Annotated in this window: 18 protein-coding genes and 1 pseudogene; 6 read left to right on the plus strand and 13 right to left on the minus strand. The window is 60.0% G+C overall.

The genetic code is table 11. From position 1 onward, the window contains the following. Nucleotides 1-2: 2 nt before the first annotated feature. Complete coding sequence (locus C3L37_RS21960) at nt 3-1,634, minus strand: alkaline phosphatase family protein (protein ID WP_129116685.1); 1,632 nt, start codon at nt 1,632-1,634, stop codon at nt 3-5. Between the two features lie 262 nt (nt 1,635-1,896). On the opposite strand from C3L37_RS21960, the gene C3L37_RS21965 reads away from it, so the two are divergent. Beyond that, entirely contained in the window at nt 1,897-4,215 is a 2,319-nt protein-coding gene (locus tag C3L37_RS21965) for a right-handed parallel beta-helix repeat-containing protein (RefSeq protein WP_129116686.1), read from the plus strand. A gap of 51 nt (nt 4,216-4,266) precedes the next feature. Here the strand turns inward: C3L37_RS21965 and glmS are convergent, their stop codons facing one another. Then, nucleotides 4,267-6,075, minus strand: coding sequence for a glutamine--fructose-6-phosphate transaminase (isomerizing) (gene glmS, locus C3L37_RS21970; protein ID WP_129116687.1), 1,809 nt, complete (start codon nt 6,073-6,075; stop codon nt 4,267-4,269). 395 nt (nt 6,076-6,470) lie between these two features. Further along, nucleotides 6,471-7,034 carry a DUF7344 domain-containing protein gene (locus C3L37_RS25195; RefSeq protein WP_394345825.1) on the minus strand — a complete coding sequence of 188 codons (564 nt, stop codon included), beginning with the start codon at nt 7,032-7,034 and terminating at the stop codon, nt 6,471-6,473. Nucleotides 7,035-7,643: 609 nt separating this feature from the next. On the opposite strand from C3L37_RS25195, the gene glmM reads away from it, so the two are divergent. Both glmM and C3L37_RS21985 read left to right on the plus strand, forming a co-directional pair. After that, nucleotides 7,644-9,029, plus strand: a complete 1,386-nt coding sequence (glmM, locus tag C3L37_RS21980; protein WP_129116688.1) for a phosphoglucosamine mutase — start codon at nt 7,644-7,646, stop codon at nt 9,027-9,029. Nucleotides 9,030-9,247: 218 nt separating this feature from the next. Beyond that, complete coding sequence (locus C3L37_RS21985; RefSeq protein WP_129116689.1) at nt 9,248-10,171, plus strand: transcription initiation factor IIB; 924 nt, start codon at nt 9,248-9,250, stop codon at nt 10,169-10,171. A gap of 560 nt (nt 10,172-10,731) precedes the next feature. Here the strand turns inward: C3L37_RS21985 and C3L37_RS21990 are convergent. Continuing rightward, on the minus strand, nt 10,732-11,991 hold the full coding sequence (locus C3L37_RS21990) for an RNA-guided endonuclease InsQ/TnpB family protein (protein ID WP_129116690.1): 1,260 nt from the start codon (nt 11,989-11,991) through the stop codon (nt 10,732-10,734). Between the two features lie 841 nt (nt 11,992-12,832). On the opposite strand from C3L37_RS21990, the gene C3L37_RS21995 reads away from it, so the two are divergent. Both C3L37_RS21995 and C3L37_RS22000 read left to right on the plus strand, forming a co-directional pair. Next, nucleotides 12,833-13,066 (plus strand): antitoxin VapB family protein, encoded by a 234-nt coding sequence (locus C3L37_RS21995; RefSeq protein WP_129116691.1) that lies wholly within the window; start codon nt 12,833-12,835, stop codon nt 13,064-13,066. Beyond that, nucleotides 13,056-13,430 (plus strand): type II toxin-antitoxin system VapC family toxin, encoded by a 375-nt coding sequence (locus C3L37_RS22000; protein ID WP_164974843.1) that lies wholly within the window; start codon nt 13,056-13,058, stop codon nt 13,428-13,430. The genes C3L37_RS21995 and C3L37_RS22000 overlap by 11 nt, the downstream gene beginning before the upstream one ends. A 295-nt stretch (nt 13,431-13,725) precedes the next feature. Here C3L37_RS22000 and C3L37_RS22005 read toward each other — a convergent pair whose 3' ends face one another. The 4 genes and pseudogenes from C3L37_RS22005 to C3L37_RS25940 form a co-directional block, all read right to left on the minus strand. Further along, entirely contained in the window at nt 13,726-14,070 is a 345-nt protein-coding gene (locus C3L37_RS22005; RefSeq protein ID WP_129116693.1) for a toxin transporter, read from the minus strand. A 729-nt stretch (nt 14,071-14,799) separates the two neighbouring features. Then, nucleotides 14,800-16,404, minus strand: coding sequence for an alkaline phosphatase D family protein (locus C3L37_RS22010; RefSeq protein WP_129116694.1), 1,605 nt, complete (start codon nt 16,402-16,404; stop codon nt 14,800-14,802). A 335-nt stretch (nt 16,405-16,739) separates the two neighbouring features. After that, a complete protein-coding gene (locus tag C3L37_RS22015; RefSeq protein WP_146333964.1) occupies nt 16,740-17,048 on the minus strand; it encodes a hypothetical protein in 309 nt (102 codons plus the stop codon). 260 nt (nt 17,049-17,308) lie between these two features. Beyond that, a pseudogene (locus C3L37_RS25940) lies at nt 17,309-17,515 on the minus strand (phage NrS-1 polymerase family protein); the annotation flags it as partial. Between the two features lie 297 nt (nt 17,516-17,812). Between C3L37_RS25940 and C3L37_RS22020 the strand changes: the two are divergent. Next, entirely contained in the window at nt 17,813-18,361 is a 549-nt protein-coding gene (locus tag C3L37_RS22020) for a hypothetical protein (RefSeq protein ID WP_129116696.1), read from the plus strand. An 11-nt stretch (nt 18,362-18,372) separates the two neighbouring features. Here C3L37_RS22020 and C3L37_RS22025 read toward each other — a convergent pair whose 3' ends face one another. The 5 genes from C3L37_RS22025 to C3L37_RS24595 all read right to left on the minus strand — a co-directional run bounded on the left by C3L37_RS22025 (nt 18,373) and on the right by C3L37_RS24595 (nt 23,385). Beyond that, complete coding sequence (locus C3L37_RS22025) at nt 18,373-19,608, minus strand: RNA-guided endonuclease InsQ/TnpB family protein (protein WP_129116697.1); 1,236 nt, start codon at nt 19,606-19,608, stop codon at nt 18,373-18,375. After that, a complete protein-coding gene (gene tnpA / locus C3L37_RS22030; protein ID WP_129116698.1) occupies nt 19,608-20,015 on the minus strand; it encodes an IS200/IS605 family transposase in 408 nt (135 codons plus the stop codon). Before tnpA ends, C3L37_RS22025 begins: the two co-directional genes overlap by 1 nt. A gap of 1,000 nt (nt 20,016-21,015) precedes the next feature. Beyond that, nucleotides 21,016-21,666, minus strand: coding sequence for a helix-turn-helix domain-containing protein (locus tag C3L37_RS22035; RefSeq protein ID WP_129116699.1), 651 nt, complete (start codon nt 21,664-21,666; stop codon nt 21,016-21,018). 532 nt (nt 21,667-22,198) lie between these two features. After that, a complete protein-coding gene (locus tag C3L37_RS22040; RefSeq protein ID WP_129116700.1) occupies nt 22,199-23,050 on the minus strand; it encodes a hypothetical protein in 852 nt (283 codons plus the stop codon). Further along, nucleotides 23,047-23,385 carry a hypothetical protein gene (locus C3L37_RS24595; RefSeq protein WP_146333962.1) on the minus strand — a complete coding sequence of 113 codons (339 nt, stop codon included), beginning with the start codon at nt 23,383-23,385 and terminating at the stop codon, nt 23,047-23,049. Before C3L37_RS24595 ends, C3L37_RS22040 begins: the two co-directional genes overlap by 4 nt. Between the last annotated feature and the right edge of the window lie 10 nt (nt 23,386-23,395).

Genomic DNA, 23,395 nt, shown 5'->3' on the forward strand with positions numbered 1-23,395 from the left:
AGTCACCGTTCCAGGTAGCCGAGTTCGGCGAGCCGCTGCTCGACCGCGGCGTCGTCGGTCTCGCGCGTCCGATGAGCTTCGAAGCAGGGGTACTCCTTCGAATCGGTCGCCATCACCGGACCGAGCGGTTCCCCGTCCATGTCGTCGTCGTACGGCAAGTTGAGCGTCGACAGCACCGTCGGCGCGACGTCGAAGATCGTCGGCGCGCCGAGGTCCCGATCCGGGTCGATGCCCTCGCCGGCCATCGCGATGACGCCCTCGTACTTGTGGTTCCACGGCTCCTGCGGGACCGGGAAGATCTCGTCCCCGCGGAGCTGGGCCGTGAGAAAGTGGTCGTAGTCGGTGGGAATCGTGACCACATCGACCGCCTCCTCAGCGTATGGGCCGTGAAAGTGGTTTTCGCGAGGTTCGACGCGTTCGAACACCGGTTCGCCCGCGGGCGTCGTCAGCGCGCGAAGGTAATCGACGAGCGCTCCCCGAACTTCCTCGTACTCCGACTGTGGAACGACGCCCGCGGGCTCGCGCCCTTCGAGGTTGATGCGGACCCCGAGCTCGATGCGAGAGCGCATGTACGCGGTCGAGTTCGGAAAATCGACCTGTTCGCTGGCCGCCCGGACGAGGCTTCGCGGGCAGTGTTTGAGGACGAACCCGTCGATCCCAATCGATTTGAGTATCGCACCGGCCCGCTGGCTCGTCAGGCCGACCGCCGCGAGCCCGGACATGAGTCGAGCGAGGAAGGCGGTTCCCTCGGAGTCGGAGTCGTCGTCACGCTGGAGCCGCTCGGTCGCGATCGCGTTCCACGAGGGCATCCCCTCGCCGCCGCGCCTCGTCTCGACGAACCCCCCTCGCCGCAGGACTTCATTGACCCTGATCTCGCCGCCGCGGTACTCTCCCATGCCGTGGTCGCTCGCGACGATCACCGTCTCTGGATCGCAAGCGTCGAGGATGTCACCGACCTCCTCGTCGACCGCTTTGTACACTGCCTCGATCGCGCGGTCATTTCCGGGACACTCGTGGAAGACGGTGTCCGTCTGCTGGAACTGGACGAAGCCGAAGTCCGGATTGAACTCGTCCGCGAGATGTCGGAACGCCCGCCCTCGCATCCCGACGAGCGTGCAGTAGGCGTCGATTCGCGAGTCGACGTCGCCGTCGTGCGGGGGCGCGTACACGCGATAGTCGCCGAGTTCCGATTTGAGTTCGTCGAGCAAGCCGCGCGGGTGACACGTCGGATTCTCCGGGGCCATATAGCCCGGGACGACCGCGCCGTCTATCTCCGGCGGCGGGTGCGTCACCGGCGCGTTGACGACGACGCTCGTCAGCCCGTGGCAGTCGAGATACTCCCAGAGTGTCCGGGCACGCACGTCTGTCGCGTTCACCACGTCCCAGTCGTAGCCCTCGAATCGAAGAAAACCGAACACGCCGTGTTTCCCAGGGTTCACCCCGGTGTACAGCGAAGGCCACGCGCTCGGGGTCCACGGCGGAACTTGCGACTCCATCGCTCTGGAAACCCCCTCGTCGAATACGGACGCCAAGTTCGGCAGCGACCCGGACGCGAACAGCGGTTCGAGAACCGAAAGACAGCTCGCGTCGAGTCCGACGAGAAGCGTCCGCATGCCGTCAGACCGATCCGTCATGAGCGTTCGCTGTTCGGCCCGTCGGGTGCTTTGTTATGTACCGATTGACTACAGAAAAGAACACGAATCGGGGCGTCGGCCGCCGAACCGTCCGGGTAATGCCGGATTACCGGCGGCTACGGAAAAATGGAATACGTATATGAGTTTGTGAAGAAACTGTTCTGATTCACTGAACGTATATTCAGTAAGTATTGAGATTAGGTTGAATAAACGCTTTAATTTTGGAAAGATTTATGTGTAGTAGCCGCAGGTTAACGAACGCATGGCACGCGAACTTGAGGTACACGACGACGACGATAAACCGCCGATTTCCAGCGGTAATGAGGGATTACTGCTCGAACGCCGATCGTATCTGCAGATGGCGGGCGCCGCCGCGGCGGCGCTCGCGACCGGGGCGACCGGAGTCGCGGCCGCCGCGCCGTCCGGAGTGTCCGAGAAGAACTACGGCAATGTCGTGGACGTGGTCGAAGCCGGCGCGGACAACTCCGGTGGCAGTTCGATCGAAGACGTTGTCCAAGAGAACGCAAACGACAATACGTTGTTGAAGTTCCCGAAAGGGAAGTACGCAGTCGGTGAGATCAGCTTGAGCGGTCTCAAGAACTTCGCGATGGTCGCGCCCGAAGGTGCATCACTTCTCCCAGAGTCTGAGGGAGATATTATCCGAGTTTCGGACGCTGAAGGCGTCCATATCGAAGGATTCGACGTCGAAGGAGCCGCGAGAGTCATCTTCTACGCGGTAGGAGGTGAGAACACACTGAAGAATTGGCGCGTGAAAGAGTCGATGAGCGAGGACTCGCACGGTGCGGTCGTGCAGTGCGTCAACGAAGACACGGTACTCACCTTTGAGAACGTTGACTTCTCCGCTGGCGGCGCGGGGACAGCGACGTGGGTCCGACCGCCGATCGTGGGCGACTACCCGTCGGGGGAGAACGTCGTCGAAGTCGAACCGTCCGGGACGATCAACTTCATCAACTGCAAGATGGAGAACTGGAATGACGAAGGGTTGTACGCCAGCCCCCATCCCGGCGACACGAACGTCATCGGAGGGCGATACGCAAACAGCAACCTCGCACAGGTCCGAGTCGGTGGGGAGAACTCGCTCGTCAAGGGCGTGGAGATCGTCTGCGACGACTCCAGCAAGACCGAAGAGGAAAAGAATACCCGCGGTATCTGGATGAAAGAAGGTCACAAGATGACGGTGGAAGACTGCGACATCGTCATGACCGACGTCCCCTCGTCAGAAGGTGCGATCGTCAACGGCACCGAGGGCGGCGAGATGCACATCAAGAACACGCGCATCAAAGTGGATCACTCGGCCGTCTATCCGATTCAGGCCAAGTCGCCGAAAGAGTGGCCGTTCCGCGCGCCGTCGCAGGACTCGCAGGCGCCGTCGCGGAAGGTCGTCGTCGAGAACGTGAGCATCACGGGCGGCGAAAACGCGGGCGCCGCGATCAACATCTCGCGCGACGACTCCGAAATCCGGAACGTCTGCATCCAGCAGGAGAGTGGAGAGGGTATCCAGATCAGCGGCGCGAGCGGCGTCACGGTCGCCGACTCCACCATCAACGTGCCCGAAGGTGCGACGAACTTCAGCAGTGCGGACGTCGACACGAAGAACATCAGCGAAAGCGGAAGCTGTCCGGTTCCGAAACTCGACGGCAAACCCGTTGATTCGGGAAATCTGAATAGCCCTTCGGAGGCTGAAGGTTCGAGATCAAGACGTTCCGACGGTTCGGAGCTCTCGAATACCATCAGCATCCGGGGGGCAAACGGCCTCGCGAGCTACGAGTTGACCGTCGATGGGAAGCTCGAATCCAACGAGGCTGACGGCGGGATCAACAGCGAAGACAACATCAAGGGCTCGACCGCGGAAGGGGCTGTCAACGGCGGCGTCGACAGCTACGCCTTCTCCGGCGAGATCACCGGGTTCCAGTTCACCGAGGGGTCGGCGACCGTTGTGGTCAACGGCGAAGAAGCCGACCCGGCGTCGCTCGGATCGAACGGGAAGTCGGCCGGCTCGTCGGAGTCGACCGGCTCGTCAGAGTCGGCCGGGTCGAGCGTGCTCAGCATCCGGGGCGATCAGGGCCTCGCGAGCTACGAGCTGACCGTCGACGGGAAGCTCGAAGCGAGCGACGCCGGCGGTGCGGTCGACAGCGAAGACAACATCAAGGGCTCGACCGCGGAGGGGGCCGTCGACGGCGGCGTCGACAGCTACGCCATCTCCGGCGAGCTCACCGACTTCCGGTTCATCCAGGGATCGGCGACCGTCTTCCTGGACGGCGAGGAAGCCAACCCTGACGCGCTCGGCTCCGGCGGCAAGGGCGACGAACGCTCGAACGTCGTCGTCATCGACGGAACCGGCGAGAACGGCGAAAGCCAGTACGAGTTCAGCGTCTCGGGCTCGGTCGAGAAGACCGAGACCGACGGCGCGACCGTCGACGAGGACGACACCGTCGAGGGATCGACGGTGTCGGGCTCCGTCTACGGCGGCAAGGACGCGTACTGCTTCTCGGGGGACGTCACGCGGTTCCGTCTCTCCGGGAGCGCGACGGTGAACTTCGGCGACAAGTCGGCGGAGTAGTCGAGCGCTTCCTCCCACGCTCGGAAACGCGGGGGAGGGAGGCTCGCGCGATCACTCCACGGTAACGCTTTTTGCGAGGTTTCGCGGTTTGTCGATCGGCCGGCTGAGCATCGCGGCCGCGTGATACGACAGGAGTTGCAGCTGAACGTTTGCGAGGACGCCCGCGAGCTCCTCGTGGGTCTCGGGTACTTCGAGGACGTGGTCGGCGACGTCTTCGACGGACGCCGGATCGCTCGTGATCGCGATTACTGGCCCGCCCCGCGCCCGCGCTTCGGCCAGGCTGTGCAGCGTCTTTTCGCGGTCGGGACCGTCGAGAACGCCGATGATCGGCGTGTCCGGTGTGACGAGCGCGAGCGGGCCGTGCTTGAGTTCGCCCGCAGCAAAGCCCTCGGCGTGCTCGTAGGTGATCTCCTTGAACTTCAGCGCCCCCTCCAGCGCGACCGTATAGCACGTGTTGCGACCGATGAAGAAGTACGAGTTCGCGTCGCGGAAGCGTCGTGCGATCTCCTGCGTGGTCGTCTCCTCGAGGAGCTGCTGAACCGCGTCGGGCAGGGCGTCGAGCGCGGAAAAGAGCGCCGGCGGGGACGGCTTGCGTCCTCGATCGCGCGCCAGCCGTTCGACGAGCAGCGTGAGACAGACGACCTGCGAGGAGAACGTCTTCGTCGCGGCGACACCGATCTCGGGACCGGCGCGGATCAACATCGCGTCGTCGCACTCTCGGGCGGCGGTCGAGCCGACGACGTTCGTGAGCGCGAGCGTCCGCGCGCCGGCGTGCTTTGCCTCTCGGAGAGCGTTCAGCGTGTCCGCCGTCTCCCCGCTCTGTGTCACGCCGACGACGAGGGTATCTTCGGAGATGCGCGGTTGCACCGTCGCGTACTCGCTCGCGAGGTACGCCCCGGCGGGGAGCCGCCGGTTCGCACAGAGCTGAACGCCATACTGTGCCGCGTGGTACGACGTGCCGCAGCCGACGAATTGAATGTCCCGCACGTCCGCGAACGCTCCCTCGTCGAACGCGTCGAGCGTCACGTCGCCCGTCTTCGGGTCGAAGCGTCCCTTGATCGCCTGCCGGAGCGCGTTCGGTTGTTCGTAGATCTCCTTCAGCATGAAGTGGTCGTACGCGCCCTTCCCCGCCTCCTCGGGGTCCCAGCTCACCGTCTCGATCGGCGGGTCGAGCGTCCGACCGTCGGGCGACGTCACGCGGTAGCCCGATGGGGTGACGGTGAGAAGCTGCCCGTCTTCGAGGTAGACGACGCGGTCCGTGTATTCGAGAAAGGCGGGCACGTCGCTCGCGAGGTAGTACCCCTCGTCGCCGACGCCGAGCACGAGCGGCGAGCCGGATCGGGTGGCGTACACGGTGTCGTCGTCGCCGACGAGGGCTGCGATCGCGTAGCTCCCCGAGAGTTCGTCGACCGTCCGACGGAACGCGGTCTCCGGGTCGCAGCCGCGGTCGAGGTGCGCCTCGATGAGGTGCGGGACGACCTCGGTGTCCGTCTCGCTCTCGAAACGATGGCCGGCCGCGACGAGCCGCTCGCGGAGCGACTCGTGGTTCTCGATGATGCCGTTGTGAACGACCGCGACCCGCCCGTCACAGCCGGTGTGGGGGTGGGCGTTCGCGTCCGTCGGCGGCCCGTGCGTGCTCCAACGCGTGTGACCGATTCCGACGCTCCCCGCGAGCTGACCGTCGATCCGGGCCGCCAAATCGTCGATCCTCCCCTCGCTCTTTATGACCGTCGGTCGCAGGTCGCCGTTGGTGACCGCGACACCCGCTGAATCGTACCCCCGGTACTCCAGGTTCGAAAGCGAGTTTAGGAGCTCGTCGACGCCGTCGTCGCGTCCCACTCGGGCGATTATTCCGCACATCCGATTCCACCTCCGTCCACGTTCGTGTCGACCGTGCGACCGCGGGGTGTCGCCGGCTCGAACAGTCCAGATATCATGATTTTATCGTTCGATGGCTCGAAGACCGCTGAACGGACTTCCATAATCCCGAAGCGGGCATTGTTATAGGGAGGTTGACGGGTTGCAAGTTCGCCCTAACGTCGAGAAAATGATGCTACGAATCGAACGACAATCTGCGACGAACGCCTCCCGTTGGCCGCATCCCACAGTGCTGGCACGCGAACTGTGGTACACGACGCCGGCCACCGGGAGCATTTGATTTTATTCATTCGTCGAATATAAATCTCACGCGTCGTCCGACGAAATACACCCGACGGAACGGATCCGTTCGCCGGAGTCGGTCGTCGTCTCGATCGTCACTCGATGCGTGAGAGCTTCGACCGACGCGCCTGTCGCGTCCGGTGCGCGTCGTACGCGTGAAAGAGCGAGACGAGCAGGAAGATGCTCGCGAACACTGCTGCCAGACCCACCTCCGGGACGGCACCGAGACCGACGAACTGAAGGAACAGCGCGAGCGTCCCGCCCGTCAGGCTGAGCCCAATGTATCGCTTTTCCCACTCGGTGTCACTTTCGGTCCCGGTGTCGAGGTACATGTTCAGCAAGTCCGCGTTCTCTGAGAGCGTGATGTTCCCGCGATCTTGGTCGTAGTCGATGATCCCTGCGTCGTCCATTTTGGGAAGATGCGTCTGGTACAGCGCGACGTAGACGCGCTTTCTCTGGTCGGAACCGAGTTCGCGAACTTCGATGTCGTTTTCCCACGCCGCGATCTGCTCTGCGAGTTCCGAGAGCGTCACAGTTCGCTCCGTGCTGAGTAGGTACCGAAGGATGTCTCGCCGGCGACGGTTCTTCAGCAACTCGAAGATGACGTCCATCGAGAGCACGTCCGACGGCACTTCCCGGCGATCACTCTTCCGCTGCATGAGAACGTCCGCGTAGCTCACAGGTCGCTCCCTCCCCACGCTGGGATCGGTTTCGAAACGGGTCGGAGCGAACGCGTGACGGTCGATGGTAGCTGTCGCTTACGCGACCGGCTGCTTACTTGCATGGCTTTGACACACCAATTGACAGTCACACTGGTTATGATATAAACACGACCCTTCGTTTCATGCCATGCAAAAACATCCACGAGGAATTTCATCATTTGAAACTAGGGATTTAATCATTTTGTGCGACTAGTTATTCCCAGGATAACCGTATTCGAACGGATATCACGGTTCGATTACAGAACGATACGGTCCACAAAACCCGTCAATATCCCCTCTTCACGGCGTTTTCCGTGGTTCCTCCTCAACACATCTCATCTTCCGTAACTAACGACTAACGGGAGAGGCAATCGGGTAAGGCACGCGTTTTCGTGGGAGAGAACGACAAATGGCCGGATTCATCAGTCGAACATGCGATTGACCGCAACGTAGGCTGCGCCATCGGACGAGCGTATCGAATCGGATCGGTTGGCGTTTGCGCCGACGATCGGTTCGGGATGGTAGGTGACGTGTACTAATGGCGACGCCGGCCGTTTCCCGACGGTAATGTTTGGAACGAGCGGTATTCGCGGTCCCGTGGGCGAGGTCATTCGGACCGACCTCGTGCTGAACGTCGGTCGGGCGCTGGCGTCGCAAGGAGCCGAGACGGTCGTCGTCGGTCGCGATCCTCGGCCGAGCGGGGCGACGTTCGCGGATGCGCTGAGCGCCGGCGTCCGAGAGTGCGGCGGCGACGTCGTTCGGGTCGGCGTGGCGGCGACGCCAACGATTGCGCGGAGCGTCGGGTGGCTCGACGCCGACGCCGGCGTTTCCATAACCGGCTCACACAACCCCCCGAGCGACAACGGGTTGAAATTGTGGACCGACGGCGGGCAGGCGTTCCGCGGCAAGGACCGACACGAGGTGATACGGCGGATCAACAGACGGGCGTTCGCCCGCGCAGACTGGGACGAATACGGGACGGAACGGACGTGGGACAACGCGACCGAAACGCACCGTCGCCGAATCGTGGGGGCAGTGGATCGCGTCGACGATCTCTCCGCGGTCGTTGACGTCGGTAGCGGTTGCGGCGGCGGAACCGCCCGCGCGCTCTCGTCGCTCGGCTGCACCGTCGAAACGCTGAACGCCCGACCGGACGGCCGGACGCCGGCTCGACCGAGCGAACCGACCGCAGAGCACTGTGCGACGTTATGTCGGACCGTCGCGGCGACCGACGCCGACTTCGGGATCGCCCACGACAGCGACGCGGACCGGATGATAGCTGTCACCGACGATGGGACGTTCGTTCCCGGCGACGTACTGCTCGCGCTGTTCGCGAGCGAGTTCGTCGAGTCCGGGGGGCGCGTGTGCGCGCCGATAAACGCCAGCCGAGCAGTGGACGACGCCGTGGCGGCGGCGGGCGGCGAGGTCGTTCGAACCGCCGTCGGCGACGTGAGCGTCGCCGCGCGAGCGATCGAGTGCGACGCTACGTTCGCCGGCGAGCCGAGCGGGACGTGGATCTGGCCCGCGGTCGCGCCCTGCCCCGACGGACTGTTCGCTGCGGCGCAGCTCGCGGCGTTGATCGACCGTCGAGGGCCGCTGTCGGCGCTGATCGAAGAGATCGAGGCGTACCCGATCCGCCGGCGAACGTTCGCCGTCGACGACGAATTGGCGACCATGGAGGCAGTCCGCGAGTCGGTGGTCGCGACGCACCGCTCCGTCGATAGAACGGATGGCGTTCGTGTCGACCGCGACGACGGCTGGTTCCTGATCCGCGCCAGCGGCACCGAGCCGGTGATCCGAGTTACGGCCGAGGCGACGGACGACGAGCGATCGCGGGTGCTCTTCGGCGAAGCGTGTGAAATCGTCGCGCGGGCGATCCGGGACCGCGAGACGGGTGGACGCGCGGAAACGACAGCGCTGTCGGCCGAGGGGGGGTCGGTAAACGGCATCTAGCCCAAGGGACGTGGTGAACAGCTCCTGGCCAAGGCGGCAGTCGTCTCCGGCGACTGCGGATGAACAGTTTCAGCCGAAGGAAACGGTCGCGGTTCGCGGGCAATGGCCACAATCCGGAACCGTCGACTGGCGTTGAGTCGGCTTATTTTGCGGTAAGCTCGCGTTTCTCCTGAAACCGACTGACGCTATTACAAGGACGCTTTACGGTTTCGAAAACAATGACGCGGACCGTTGAACAGCCGAATCCGGCTAAAGAGCAGGAAGGGTGTCCAGACTGTGAAGGAAAGCTGGTGTCGGACACGGAGCGCGGAGAGCTCGTCTGTCAGTCGTGCGGGCTTGTCGTCGACGAGAGCGCGATCGACCGCGGGGCAGAATGGCGCTCGTTCAGCGAGCAGGAGCGCGACAACAAATCGAGGGTCGGCGCGCCCGTTTCACAGCGGATACACGACATGGGGATGACGACGGCGATCGGCTACGGCGACCGCGATGCAAACGGCCGGATCATCGACTCCGAAAAGCGCCGTCGCCTCTCGCGGATGCGAACGTGGCAGGAGCGCATCCGCACCCGAAACGCGAACGAGCGAAACCTCAAGTGCGCGCTCACGGAGATTGACCGCATGTCGAGCGCGCTCGGAATTCCTGACTCCGTTCGGGAGACAGCGGCCGTCATCTACCGCAAGGCGCTCGCGAAGGATCTGATCCGCGGTCGCTCGATCGAGGGGATCGCGACCGGATCTCTGTACGCTGCGTGCCGGATGAGCGACATCCCGCGCAGCCTCGAAGAGGTTGAGTCCGTGTCGCGTGTCGAGCGGCGCGAGATCGGGCGCGCGTACCGCTACATCGCGAACGAACTCGACCTACAGCTCGAACCAACCGACCCCGGTCAGTACCTCCCGCGGTTCTGCTCCAAGCTCGACGTCAGTCACGAGGTTCAGGCGCAGGCACGCGAGATCCTCTCGCACACGACCTCGCGCGGCCTCCACTCGGGGAAATCACCGTCGGGGTACGCTGCCGCGTCGATCTACGCCGCGGCGGTCCTTGCCGACGCACACCTGACGCAGAAGGAAGTCGCGGACGTCGCGCAGGTGACGGACGTGACGATCCGAAACCACTACCGCGAGCAGATGGAAGCGGTCTCCTGATCGATTGACCTCCTGCCGCGCCTGAAGACGCGGGAATCCGACCATCGGATTCGGGCGGTCGACGCCCTTGGGTTCCAACCCGCACTCGGAGGGAACCGGCGACATCTCGGAAGACACAGTCTTCCGACGAGTCCGCGAGAGCGTTGCTCTCGCGAGACACCGGAGGAACTCTCGTTTGTCTCCCTCGGAGGGCTGTGGCCCGGCCACTGAGGCCCCATCGGATTCCATGTCATCGCCGTGCGAACCACCGCTGGTTCGCCACCCCGTGTGGTTCGGGGACGGCATCTCACCGAATCCGTCGCAGTTCGTGCTTTATGGGGCCACAACAAAGAAATTCCGGTGAAAGAACGAGGCCGAGTGTCGCTCGACCCCCGCCAGAAGACGGGGGTATGCGCTCGCAACTCTATCACGAGAGATTACGAGGCGGCGGTCGCTCGACGGGGTGAGGATCGATTCGACCGGATAGAAGCCACTCACAGACCGACAGAGATTCGACCGGGTAGATGGGGGTTGACATCCTCCCGCCCCTAAAGGGGCGAGATTCCCTCCGCGTTGGGATATTAAGGTTTACAGTCCACGACCTGTTCTCGCGGGGCGAAACGGCCCTCGCTACGATCGAACAGATGGACTGAAGGCTGTGCCAACCAGCCGTTACTCCTATCCTTCGCGGGACTCGGAGTTACTTTTCGTCGGATATTCTCCGCACCGTTCACGTCCGCGTTCGCAACCGTATCGCACTCCTCACAGACGTACAACCCGCGTTCGACGCGCTGGTTGCCGTCCGTGGTTCCACAGGCGGAACACGTTTTCGAGGTGTCGCGTTCTGACTCTACCGTTACGTCGATTCCCTCGGCTTCCGCCTTGTAGTCGAGTATCGACGTGAAGCGGTCGAACGCCCACCCGTGAAGGTCGAGGTTGCCGTGTTTGCCCCAATTGCGAGGATCACCGTTCTCGTCGTCTCGGATACCACCGAGGTCGCCTATGACGAGCGTTCCGACGCCCCTCTCGACGCACTCCGAAACGATGTGTTTCGAGAGAGTGTGCAAGAAGTGGGTTCGGCGTTCCGTGCGCTTCCGATCCAGCCGAAGCCGCTCGTTGGATCGGCTATCGCCGCACTTCGCTTTCTTCCGTCCGAAGTAGTATTCATCCTTCTTCAGCGCGTTGCCGGGAAAGAGGATCGATTCACCGCCGAGCGAAAGTGCGGCGACGTTCGAGATACCGAGATCGATCCCGGCAGTCTCGTCGCCCGGCGGTTCAGGATCGATTACCTTCCGACAGACGAAGTGAAGCCGCCACTCGTCGTACTTATGGACGGCACGAACCTGTTGAATGTCCCACTCGGAGAGATCCACGTCGGGACGTAGCTCGTACTCGCACAGAACGAAGTCCGAGCGATGTTCCTTCAGATTTCGGCCTTTCGAGAGGCGAACGCGGTTGAACTGTGCATCATGCTTGAAGCCAGCCGCTTTGAACGACACGGTAGAACGTGGGTGCGAATCGCCGCGTTTGCGGTAGCCGGGCGGTCGGGCACGGCCATCGCCGTTCCGACGCTTTGCGAACCAGCCGTTGAACGCTTCAGCGAGTTCTTCGAGAACGCGCTGACTGGACTGAGAATGGAGGTCCCTGTAGCGTTCGTGGCCTTTGAGTTCGGATTTGAGTTCCCCGTCATCGGGGATCTCGCCCGTATCGTCCCACTGTTCTTGTGCGTAGTAGCGACCGACGTTCCAGAGTTTCGATGCTGCCCGTCCGAGTTGATCGAGGTCGTCACTCACCTGTCGCGGGTTGGTGATCGACGCCTCGAATGTTCGGTGGGTTCGCATCGTATTCTGGCTTCATAACCAGTTATGAGGTCCGAGAACATAATACTACGATTGGCGTGGAATATCCCAGCCCAGCTTTCGCCGCCGGGTGCGAAGAACAACTTACGGCGCGTATCCCCGCCCTGAAGGGCGAGGTTTTGCGCCTGCGGTTCACATAACAAAGGGAGATGCGCCGCAACGCTTCGATAGCGTCCGTCGGTAGCGCGTCGGACGCCGTGCCGACACGTGCCCGGATGTCGGCTCGCAAGCCATCTGCTCGCTTTTTCGTGTGCGCGGAATCTCACAGAACGATAGAACGCCGCAGACCATAGAATGGCGTTCGATCGCCTCCTCGATGCTCCCGCTCGTTCCTCCGCGAACGACACCACCGTGTCCGCTGTTCTCCCCGGTAACGGGAAATTACTGCGGACATGGCGGTGTTATCGCGGAGAAGTTCCAGGGCTCGACACCGATGGACAGACGGGCGGCCGATCGGGTCCCCCGAGCCGTTCAAAGGATACCTCGGTGAACCGTTTACAGGAGGTGATTAACACCACCCTGTCCGCCGTTACAGGAATTCAGGCGAGAAAGCCCACGACTTGAGTCGTGGGATGAATCGCCGTCATCGTCTCCTTTCAGTGTGTGGCATAGTCTTAGGTGCTCTCCGCGCGGTTCTATACCTATCCGACGTGGCACGTCCGCGCCCATACCGGGACAATCGGACACATTCGGACCTCCCGACCGAGACCCGACGGTACCCCGTCGGGATACCTCACGTCGGGTACCGACGCTACAGACCCAAGTACCTCCGAATCCGCCGACGCACGCCCGAAACCCCGAGGAAATGTGTTTGTGTATGTGTATGGGTACAAAGAACATCAGTCTCACAGAAGAGGCCTATGAAACACTCAAGGCACGGAAACGCCCTAACGAAAGTTTCACCGACGTCGTCCTCCGCGAGTTCGGTGGGGAAAAAGACGTCTGGAAAGGCTTCGGCAAACTCGAAGGCATGGGACTTCGGGAAGCGTTCGAAGAACAGCGTGCAGAGTTTGACCGCGATTTCGACGAGAAGCAGGATGAACTGCTTGGACAGTAGCTACCTCATCGATTACCTTGAGGGTGACGACGGGGCGCAAGCGTGGCTCAATGCGCACGAAGACACACCGATCTCGGCAAGTACGATTTCACTGTACGAAACGTATCGTGGTGTCCTCTGGGCCGTCTCATCGATGACGATGGACGAAGTCTTTGAGATGTTCGACTGGGCAACTGTCATGCCGTTCGACGAGACAGCCGCTCGTGAAGCAGCACAGATACAGCGGGAGTTACAAGAGGACGAAACACCTGTGAAAACCCCTGACGTGATGATTGCCGCTATTGCACGGTCAGTCGGTGGTACTGTCGTTACGCGGGATCGTGACTTCGACCACATCCGGAACCTGCCCGTGGAGAACTACTGACTAGTGAACTACCCTGCCCTCACGGAGCGAACGGCTTGCGCCTTCGGCGCTCGCTGAGGAAGGGGTCTTAGCGCCTCAATTCAGATAAAATCGCACTAGGTCGTTCCGCTACTTCCCGAGGTTGGACAGAAGCAACTGCTCCGAATGAGCGATGTTGGTGTTGGAACCATGCCAGCGGCACGCGTGGCGGTACACGGTCGTCGTGGGAGTAGTTACCGCTTCGAGCCGTCCGCCCGCGGCGCTCGCGGCGGGTGTGGGTACAAAAAATGGGTTCGCGTCGGAAGTGCCCGAGGGATTACGTCTCGGCTTCCTGGTCCTGCTCGGCTTCGTTCTCGGCCTCAGACTCGCCTTCCTGGTCGTTGTAGTTCACCTGGTAGCTGCTCTGGTCGGCGTCAGTGTCCTGGTCGCCGTCGTTGTACAGAGCGGCGTTCCCAGCAGCCTGGATGTTGTCGTTATCCTGGTCGACGTCCTGCTCTTGGTTCGTCTCGGCCTCAGCGTCCTGTTCGAGCTCCTGCTCCTGCTCGATCTCCTCTTCCTCCTCCCACTCGAAGTCCAGCGCCGCTGCGGAGCCGGCGAACCCGGCCGTGAAGACGGTTCCGACGACCATGATGGCCATCAGGATGCGAAGTGCCTTTTTCATTGTTGTATCACGAGCGGGACCGCCCGGTCGGAGGTCCGGGGCGTCGACCCGAGCTGACCCCATCCGAGCGCTCACCACTCGATTCGTGCTGTCGGGGACGTCCGTATTCAACCCCCAGAACCGTTGTACCAAACATACTGAACGTTACCGGCGACGTGGTCTGTTTCACGCGAAAATGCCGGCACTTATCGCCGTTCAGCGGCGTATGTCTGGCGTAAACGAGCCGCTTTCGTCGGTGATCGCCGTACCGATTCTCTCCGTCAAAGGTTATTTGAATTTCAGGCGGTAAGCTACCCACGACTACAGTCGTGGGCTTCCTTGCCCTGCAATCATGTGAACTACCCCGACCTCCTCCGGCGCGACGCGCCTTCGGTGCGGTCGGGGCTTCCTGTTTCTGCGACAGAACGTGCACCCGTCGCACGGACGGGCGTAGCGGTTCCAGACTCCGCAGGCGGTTCCCTCGCTGGGCGGGTCGGAGTGACCCACTCCTCCCGATTCGACACTCGGTCACACCACCCGATGCACACTTCGCGTCGTCGTTCGAAAGGCGCGACGCGCCTTTCGTGATCACGACACGGCGAAGCCGGTTCGAACACGACCACGAATGGTCGGAGTCACCACGCTCTCTCCGTCCCAACGAGGAGCATACGAACCCGCAAGTTGCCTCCGTGGGTCGGTAAGCGATACCCCCAGCGCGAGGAAACCCTGGCGTTCACGCCGGGGAGGATGTCATCGACTTTGGAGATGGGGAGTTCCGTCATTGATGACGAAACTTGCATCCGTACGAATCGGGGCATCCTTACGTGTTACGCAGTCGACAACACGATAATCGGTCCGCCACTGGTTGGGGGTGAGCGTGCAGCGGACGTAACCACGCTGGTTACTATAGTACTTGACGTTCTCGTTTTCGGATAATACCTGCCTGCCAAAATCGTCCATAGTGACGCCATCCCCGCCAGAGCTGATAGACGTTCCGACGAACTCAACGCCGACTGATGCCGAGTCAGGCTCCTGAAAATTCCTCTTAATATTGCTGGCGAAGTTTGCGTGGAAGTCCCCGGTGACGACAACAGGGTTGCGGGCGTGTTGCTCGAAGGCTTCGAGGACTGTGTTCCGGTCTGCAACGTATCCGTCCCACTGATCCATACGGTAGCCTTCCTTAGGTCCTTCTTCGAAATCCATGGATGCCATGGGCACCTGATTCGCGATGACGTCCCAGATCGCGCTCGATGTCTCGAGGTTATTTACTAACCATTGCTCCTGAGCGTCGCCGAGGATGGTTCGGTCCTCGCTGAATCGCTCAGTGCAGCCTACTACACTGAACGCGTCGTCGCATGCTTGGTCAGTCCGATACTGACGCGTGTCGAGCACGTTGAACTCGGCCAGATCGCCAAACGTGTAGTTCCGGTATAGTTTCTGGCTCGATCCGTCCGGCATCTGAGCCATCCGGAACGGCATGTGTTCAAAGTACGCTTTGAACGCTATAGCTCGGCGCTTCAGGAATGCTTCGCGCGTTTGTTTGTCTGGGTCCTGCGGTACATCACCGGCCCAATTGTTATCGACTTCGTGGTCGTCTCTCGTGACAAGCCACGGTGCACTTGCGTGAGCGGCTTGCAGATTGCGATCAGATTTGTAGAGACCATACTGGAGACGGTAGCGGTCAAGTGTCTCCGTCTCAGAGCGATAGACCGGCGGAACTGAGACATTTCGAGCTCCACCATTCGGCCCAATACCATATTCGTAGATGTAGTCTCCAAGATGGATGATTAGATCAAGCTCATCCGTAGCCATGTAGTCGTAGGCCGTATAAAACCCGTCATCCCACGCCTGACAGGAAGCGAACGCGAACGTGAACTCCTTAGGGTTGCCATCAGGTGCCGGAGCAGTCTTCGTCCGCCCAACGGGGCTCTGATGCCCAGCGGTCTCAAATTGGTAGTAATACTCTGTGCCGGGTTCGAGATCCGTCACATTCACATGGACGGAATGTGCGTGTTCGGGGTTCGCGAAGGCAACACCTACATGCTCGACAGATGTCATGGTCTCCGTAGATGAGATTTTCCACTGGACAGGGATCTTCTTCTGAGGCATCCCCCCACCGCGTTGAAGGGGATTCGGCGCAAGCCGCGTCCAGAGAATCACAGAAGTCGGCAGTGGATCACCAGAGGCAACCCCTAATGAAAATGGATCGTCTTCGAACTGACCATTGTCGTCCACCGCAGTGGCAGTGCCTGACGTGCCGATTGCAGCGAGTGTTGTCGCTCCGCCAGTTTGTTTCAGGAATCGTCGTCGGCTATACGCAGTCGGATCAGGAGTCTGATTATTGTCTAACTCCATATAATCCGGAGATTATTGTAGTTATTTAAATCATTATAATTTTGATAAATAACGTGAGAAAAGGCTTGGCAGACTACTATTAATCTCTGTGGCTCTCCTTACTGCTATACAAAATCGTTAGCAGGGCATTGTCTAGTTAAGCCAGTTTGAGGAACGAGCAGGTCGTTGAGTTAGTTTGGAATGACGCTCGCAGACCTGCTCAGCGAGTGCTTTGCGGCGGAATTCAAACAACGATCGCATCAAGCGCTCGACGAACGAACTCCGGTTGAGGAGGTCATTAACTAGACAGTGCCGACGATATGCTCCCAGCAAAGGAATTATACCATAATCAAATTTCACTCATCGCTATCCCCATGCGGACGCTCGTAGAGGGCGTCGTCAAGCTCATCGGGGGCGAGCGGCTCACCACGTCGGCCTTCATTAAGTGCGGCCATCTCATTGGCGACCGCAAAGAATGGATCACTCGGATCTGGCTCATCATGCGCGTCAATGTATTCGACAGCGGCTTCGCGCAACGCCTCTTTCAGCGATTTTCCTTTGTCCTGCGCGAGACGACGAAAGCGGGCGTATTCAGTGGGATTGAATTCGGTTTGGACGACCTTTGTATCGGCGTTCGTGTTCGACATGTTCATCGACACTTCCATGTCCATGAACCACTGCGTCGTCAGGATGCAAAAACGTCCCTTCCCTCGTCCTCCTAGTCATACAAACCAAAAGGTGGATATCTGCGCCGTACGGCGCGGGAGAAACCCGACATGGTCTTCCGAAAGCGATACAGCGTCTCTCTGACCGGTTTCGCTATTGAGGAGCAGTTCAGTAAGATACTGGTTTCAGACGAACCACGCTGGTGCTGAAGTTACTTTTGGCCAAACCATCAAAAAGCAGTATGGACGTTTCAGACAACCAACTGATTCATCCACGACCGGTCGCCACCAGTCCAGAACGCCAGCAGACAGCACAAGGCCATATCGGTCTCTGAATGGCTGTCATTCTCGGCCATGTTACTGTTCCACGGATGATCGGACTTCGCTCCGTTCAACGTGATCCTCGCTTTCCGTAGGAGTTCCTCATCAATAAGATCGGACGCTTCGTTGTCGGCCCCACCGCTCGCTCTACGAAGAGAATATCTCCCAGAATATACAATACCTGCGAATACGTGCATTTCAGTGTGAGCCGTAGAGTACTCTATCGGCGAGACTTACTCGCAACGAGTGGCGCACTCGTCATGAGCGGTGGGCTCAGCGGCTGTATCTTCGACACACGCGACTCTCTACGCTCTCAGGAGACTCCTACCGCCGAGAAATCGGCCTCCACCCAGACATCACGTTCAACGACCACAGATACCCAACCACCACATACATCAGAGCCTCACTCTCGACAGGTCTCTTTCCAAGCGACGCATGGAGCCATGACAGACGGAACACTCTATGGGGCGGGTGACTGTGGCATTATTCTGATTCCCCAAAGTAATAAAGAACGCCGAATCTGGAGGCCGCAGGCGAAGACGTACGCACGAATAGGTCATCTGGCGTTGACGATCGATGTGGACCCCGACTACCGCGCTGAGTCTGTCCTCGGTGCGATACAGTACATGCACCACGAACCGAACGTGAGGCGTCTGCTCCTCATCGGGGCGAGCACTGGCGGCAAAGCAGCACTCGAAGCAAATGTAGAAGCCAAGTCTGGTCTGGTCGATGGTACGGTTGCGATGTCAGCAAACGGTGGCGAAGAAGATGCGTCGGACCTCCAAGGGCGGCTCCTCATCATGATTAGCGACGACGAGCACCCCAAGTATGTACGCGTCGGCCATGAACTCGCTGAGAATGCCCCTGAACCGAAGGAACTCCAGACGTATCCTGGTGAGGCACATGCACGTGCTCTCGTCGTTGGAAAGCACGGCGCTGCGGTCCGTCGGCGTCTGAAAACCTTTGTGTCGAATGTGTGTACTACTACGTGAACTACCCTACCCTACCGCTCGCCTGACGGCTCGCGCTTGAGGGGAGGGCTTCCTGCTTCAACGACGCGCTTTGCAGATACGGACGTATCCACAGCGAGCGCAGTCTCCACAGGCGATGATTCGGAGTGTCCCACTCCTACTTGCTTGACGCCCCGAGAAAGAATGTTCCACGCCGCGTTCGCGTCCCGATCCGCCGTGAAACCACAGGCGGGACAGGAGTGTTCGCGGACCCACAACGGCTTCTCGGTCGAAACACCGCACGCCGCGCATTCCTTCGTCGTCCCTGCCGGTTCGACGGCGACGAAGTGCGTCCCGTTCCGTTCACACTTGTATTCGAGTAGTGAGAGGAATGTTCGCCACGCGGCGGACGCGGTGCTGCGGCTGTTCGATGGGGATTCGAGCATCCCTTTCACGTTCAAGTCTTCGACCGCGACGAGGTCGTACTTCCGAGCGTAGTACGCCGAGAGTTTGTGAAGGAAGTCGCGGCGCTTCCGCTTCAGGTCGGCGTGGCACTTCGCCACTCGCCGCCGTTGCTTCTCGTAGTTGTTCGACCCGTACACCTTCCGCGAGAGCTTCCGTTGCTCGCGTTCAAGGCGCTCGCGTTCGTCCGAGAGGTCGAGCGACCCGACGGCGTGACCGTCGGTATCGTGAGTGTACTTCAGAATCCCTACGTCGATGCCGACGCACCGCTCGGGATTCTCGGGCTTCGGCGGCGGCTCACGGTCGCGTTCGACGCCGAAGGTAGCGAACCACTCGCCGGTTGGCTCCTTCTTGAGCGTGACCTGCTTGAGCGTCGCGTCGTCGGGGATGGCGCGGTGAAGCCGTATCGGTATGTCGCCGAGCTTCGAGAGGCGCAGTCGCGTCCGACCGCCCTTCTTGTCGAGCTTGAAGCCGGATTGACTGTACGTGAAACTACGAAACTCCCGTGGCGGTTTCCACGTGAGCATCCCGACGCCGTACCCCTTCCGCTTGAGCGCTGAGAGGCCCTTGAGATTGTCGAATAGCCGTTCTACGACGGTCTGAAGGACCTTCGAGTACACGTCCGTGAGGTCATCCCACCACTTCTTGAGGTCGGGTAGCTCCGACCGAAGCGAGGTCATGGACGGCAGTTCGCCGTTCTCCTCGCGGTACTCTCCGAGCCGGTACCGGAAGTGGTTGTACGTTTGCCTACAAATGTCGCGGTGGCGGTCCAACTCCTCGCGGTGGGCGTCGGACGGCGTGAGGCGATACTTGTAGGAGTAGTACATCAGGACTCTCGTTGTTCTTCGACGTATTGCTTCAGCACGTCGAGCGACACCTGCCCCGTCGAAAGGAGGCAATAGGAACTGTTCCAAAACGAGTCACCCCACAGTTCGTTCTTGAGTTCATCCTCGTACTCGTTGCGGAGACGACGAGCGGTCGCACCCTTCACGGTGTTGATGAACTTCACGAGGTCCGTGGTCGGCTTCGCTCGAAACAGGACGTGTATGTGGTCGTCCTCGCCGTCGAGATTGACGAGTTCGACGCCGTAGTTGTCCGCGAACCCTTCGATGACGCCCCGGATGAAATTGGTCCGTTCTTCGGTTAGCACTCCTCGCCGATACTTCGCCGTGAGTATCAGATGGTAGTGGAGCGAGTAGACCGAATGCGAACCTGAGTCGAGGTCGTACTGCATTGGGTTCGGTAGTTAGTACGACACCCTAACGCAAAAAGCTACCGATTGCGTGGGCCTATGGTCCTACCACCGAACACGTTTGAGAACTGTGCGGCGCTGTATCCCCTCCCTACTCGCGCCCTCCCATTGGTCGGCGCTCGTTGAGGAAGGGGGCTTAGCGCCTCGATTAAGCTAAGGTTCACGCGTCAATAGTCCAATAGATCGAAGCTCGTAACTGGCCGTACCGAGCAACTGTTCGAGTCGTCCCTCGTTGGCCTACCAGTCTCGGAGACGGTTGCCATAGAGATTCGGCGTGAGCTATAGAGATCGAGATCGCAAAACATATTTTGATTAGCTGAATTAAGGCGCTAAGCCCCCTTCCTCAACGAGCGCCGAAGGCGCGAGCCGTGAGCGAGTAGGGCGGGGTAGTTTACAACGTGAGCGTAGCGGAGAGCGATCTTTCTCGTCTCAAGTCTTTCTAGTATATATCTATACTATCATTTATATACATTCTCGTTTGAAAACTGATTTGGAAGTTGATGAGAAAATCCGGTCTTACATTCTCACGGTGCATATATAAGATGGATAAACAACTTGTACAGACAGGCAGAGACACAAACTGCTCAACGTCTCATGATCTATGGGCGGGGGGGAATGCCCCGCTAAGGTGCCTCTGAGGTCTTGAACCTCTCTCTCAGAAGAGAAGTAGGCGTCTGAGAGTGCTGCGTGCTACTCTCCTGGCGCCTGTGGTCTTCATAGTCGAGTGGTGTGTCAAACCCAGCGTGGGATCTGAGACCGTCAGTGCACTATGGTGGTGAACTACCCTACCCTCCTCAAGCGAAGAGAAGGGAAAGGGGAGGGTCGCACAACCTTTTCGCGATGGTGAATACACGGTGAACCTTCCTCATATCCTGATCCTACTCCACCGCCTAAATCCTCGTCCTTCAGGGCGGGGAGGATGTCAAAACCTCTCTTAGAGTGTGGAGGAGTCACTCGAACGACTTGACTTATCACTAGTCGATCAACCTCCTGCTTCAACAAGGACGTTCATGACGAATGTTTTGATTCCTCGTCGAACCCGTTCTGAGGCAGCCTGACCAGAAATTCCAAAATGGTCGCCTACCTCATCCATCGAACGTTGACGTGGCACATCAAAGTATCCCGCTTCGGCAGCATACACAAGTGTTTCAAACTGCCGCTCAGTGAGTCCATAGCGGAAGCTCAGATCGGTCTCTGTGGTGTGAGAGATACGTATGGGCGTCATGTGAACGCCTGTGTCGTCACAGTGAGCTTTGAACGCCGAGAGCGCTTTATGTGATGGAAATCGGAGTTCGAACCGCCAGCGATCTGCTGAGCCAGCGGCGTCCAAAATATCAGCGTCCTGCTTGGCAATTCCTTCAAGAACACTATCGGGCTCTTCTGCCCACTCAACGGCGTATAAGGCCTGTTCTTCGGATGCTTCAACCTGCTTTATATTATGGATCATCGGATGACTCGACAAGTGATGCTCACTCGTTTCGGGATCCGCACCATAGACCCACAACAACGGGACTGGGCGCTCCCCTGACGGGACGACGCGTTCAAACTGCGCCCACGCCTCCGGAAGCTCTGTGAGTATGTCCGCGAGGAGAAACTGGGCAGGTTTGATCTCAAATTCGACTATGACACTCATACTCTGAGAGAGGCACTCTATGAAGAAGACAGTATTCGAATGATCCACTCGAAAATGGATGAACGTCCAGTTTTAGCTCGCGTATCACTTCCTCGTAGATGGGAAGCAACGGTACCCCTCTGCGGCGTGCAACTCGGCGAGTAGGATGGCATGCGTAGCCTTTCCGACCATACACTACTGTCGACGCTAGCGGACAATCTCGGCAGAGAACACACCCTTGAGGGTAGCTAGGAATCCTAACTCGGTCTCACGTGTAGCTGGCGCGAGCCCGAGTCGTCCACGCTGACTGCTATCCTCGGTCACTCTCTCCGCTAACAGCAGGGCTGGCGATCCCTCCCGACTCTCGCTCATCACACCGTGTGTGATCCGAGAAATCGACCGCTTTGCCCGCATTCCGTTTCTTCCTTGTCTACTACTCTGTACTCACGGGAGGTTCCTCCAGTGTCACCACTCAAGCAAGGGCAAACAAAGGCCGGTCGTGGCAGGTCCGAGAGACGTAGAGGCTCTCGCCGTGGCGGCTATCACGCCCCTCCTACGTGCTCCCGATCACAACGCCGTGATTATCTCTCGCGGTATTCGTCCCCGCTGTCTGCGACTCTGAACCGAGCCGACGAAATCGTTCGACGAGCCGGGGCGAAAAGACGACGCGCCGTGTCCCGCGCCGCTTCACGAGCTCAACATCATCCTCGCCAAACCGATCGAGGAACTCCATGACGCGGCTGACCGTCTCCGTATGTACACTCCCGTCCTCCTTTGCGGCTAATACTCGACGGAGTGAACTCGACTCGATCATGAAGCCCGCCGGCACCTTCCGCGCGTAGTCCGTGACGTCCGTGGCGATGAATCGCGCGCGCTCTTGGTTTGCCGTTAGCTCCTCGGCGGCCACTGTGTCGGGGAGCGCAACGATCCGCTCTAACGGCGTACTGAGGGAGGTGGGTTGAGACACGTCCGCATCCGTCCCGCTCCCAGGCGTCTCACCGAGCGAATCCTCTAGATCGGCGACCCAGCGTCGGATATCCGCCTTTCCTTTCTCGTTCTGCTCACGGTACTCCTCGAACTCGTCGCGAAGTGTATCGTTCTCTGTGTCGAGATCGACGCGCTTCGAGAGCGCTTTCGTGCGTTTCCGACCTGCATCGAGGAGTCTCCCAACGGGCTGATCTGCAATCCAAATGTGTTCGAGTGCTGCATCGGCGTCGTCGTCGACGTCGCGAAGTTCAACGTGCTGGCGTGCTTCGAGGTCGTCGAGGCGTACTTCGTAGGCGTCGAGTCGAGCGTCCTTCTCGGTGAGTTGCTCTCGTAGACGCTCGTTTTCGGCCTGGAGATGTTCGACCGTTGCTTCGAGGTCGGCGAGTCGCTCCGCGATAGCCTGGGAGTGAGTGCTCATTCGGACACCTCCTGGGTAGCGTGGTAGGTGACGTGCGTTCGGCGCGTGGTCTCGATGATCGTGGGCGAGACGAGGACGGGCCAGGTCTGGTGAGTCTGCCCGTCCTGCATAATGCCGATGCGGCCTTCACACAGAAGTTGCGTTCCCAGAGTGGACGGGAGGCCCTCGAAGGAGATCGGGACACACCCGAGACAGTAGCACGCCGCGAGGTGCCATTGAATGTCTTGCCGGTTTTGGTGGAGGCGGATGGTGACGGGATCGCATTCGGTGAGTGCGCGATCGCACTCGGTGCAAGTAGTAGTCGTCCCGGTGTCGATGCGTAGGCCACAAAGCACGTGCTTAAGC

This window comes from Halegenticoccus tardaugens, assembly GCF_004116405.1.
GTDB classification, from domain to species: Archaea; Halobacteriota; Halobacteria; order Halobacteriales; family Haloferacaceae; genus Halegenticoccus; species Halegenticoccus tardaugens.

Bases quoted from the DNA above. Each gene is read 5' to 3' on its own strand.
- C3L37_RS21960 (WP_129116685.1), bottom strand. From the start codon at position 1,634: ATGACGGATCGGTCTGACGGCATGCGGACGCTTCTCGTCGGACTCGAC.
- C3L37_RS21965 (WP_129116686.1), top strand. From the start codon at position 1,897: ATGGCACGCGAACTTGAGGTACACGACGACGACGATAAACCGCCGATT.
- glmS (WP_129116687.1), bottom strand. From the start codon at position 6,075: ATGTGCGGAATAATCGCCCGAGTGGGACGCGACGACGGCGTCGACGAG.
- C3L37_RS25195 (WP_394345825.1), bottom strand. From the start codon at position 7,034: ATGCAGCGGAAGAGTGATCGCCGGGAAGTGCCGTCGGACGTGCTCTCG.
- glmM (WP_129116688.1), top strand. From the start codon at position 7,644: ATGTTTGGAACGAGCGGTATTCGCGGTCCCGTGGGCGAGGTCATTCGG.
- C3L37_RS21985 (WP_129116689.1), top strand. From the start codon at position 9,248: ATGACGCGGACCGTTGAACAGCCGAATCCGGCTAAAGAGCAGGAAGGG.
- C3L37_RS21990 (WP_129116690.1), bottom strand. From the start codon at position 11,991: ATGCGAACCCACCGAACATTCGAGGCGTCGATCACCAACCCGCGACAG.
- C3L37_RS21995 (WP_129116691.1), top strand. From the start codon at position 12,833: ATGGGTACAAAGAACATCAGTCTCACAGAAGAGGCCTATGAAACACTC.
- C3L37_RS22005 (WP_129116693.1), bottom strand. From the start codon at position 14,070: ATGAAAAAGGCACTTCGCATCCTGATGGCCATCATGGTCGTCGGAACC.
- C3L37_RS22010 (WP_129116694.1), bottom strand. From the start codon at position 16,404: ATGGAGTTAGACAATAATCAGACTCCTGATCCGACTGCGTATAGCCGA.
- C3L37_RS22015 (WP_146333964.1), bottom strand. From the start codon at position 17,048: ATGGAAGTGTCGATGAACATGTCGAACACGAACGCCGATACAAAGGTC.
- C3L37_RS22020 (WP_129116696.1), top strand. From the start codon at position 17,813: ATGACAGACGGAACACTCTATGGGGCGGGTGACTGTGGCATTATTCTG.
- C3L37_RS22025 (WP_129116697.1), bottom strand. From the start codon at position 19,608: ATGTACTACTCCTACAAGTATCGCCTCACGCCGTCCGACGCCCACCGC.
- tnpA (WP_129116698.1), bottom strand. From the start codon at position 20,015: ATGCAGTACGACCTCGACTCAGGTTCGCATTCGGTCTACTCGCTCCAC.
- C3L37_RS22035 (WP_129116699.1), bottom strand. From the start codon at position 21,666: ATGAGTGTCATAGTCGAATTTGAGATCAAACCTGCCCAGTTTCTCCTC.
- C3L37_RS22040 (WP_129116700.1), bottom strand. From the start codon at position 23,050: ATGAGCACTCACTCCCAGGCTATCGCGGAGCGACTCGCCGACCTCGAA.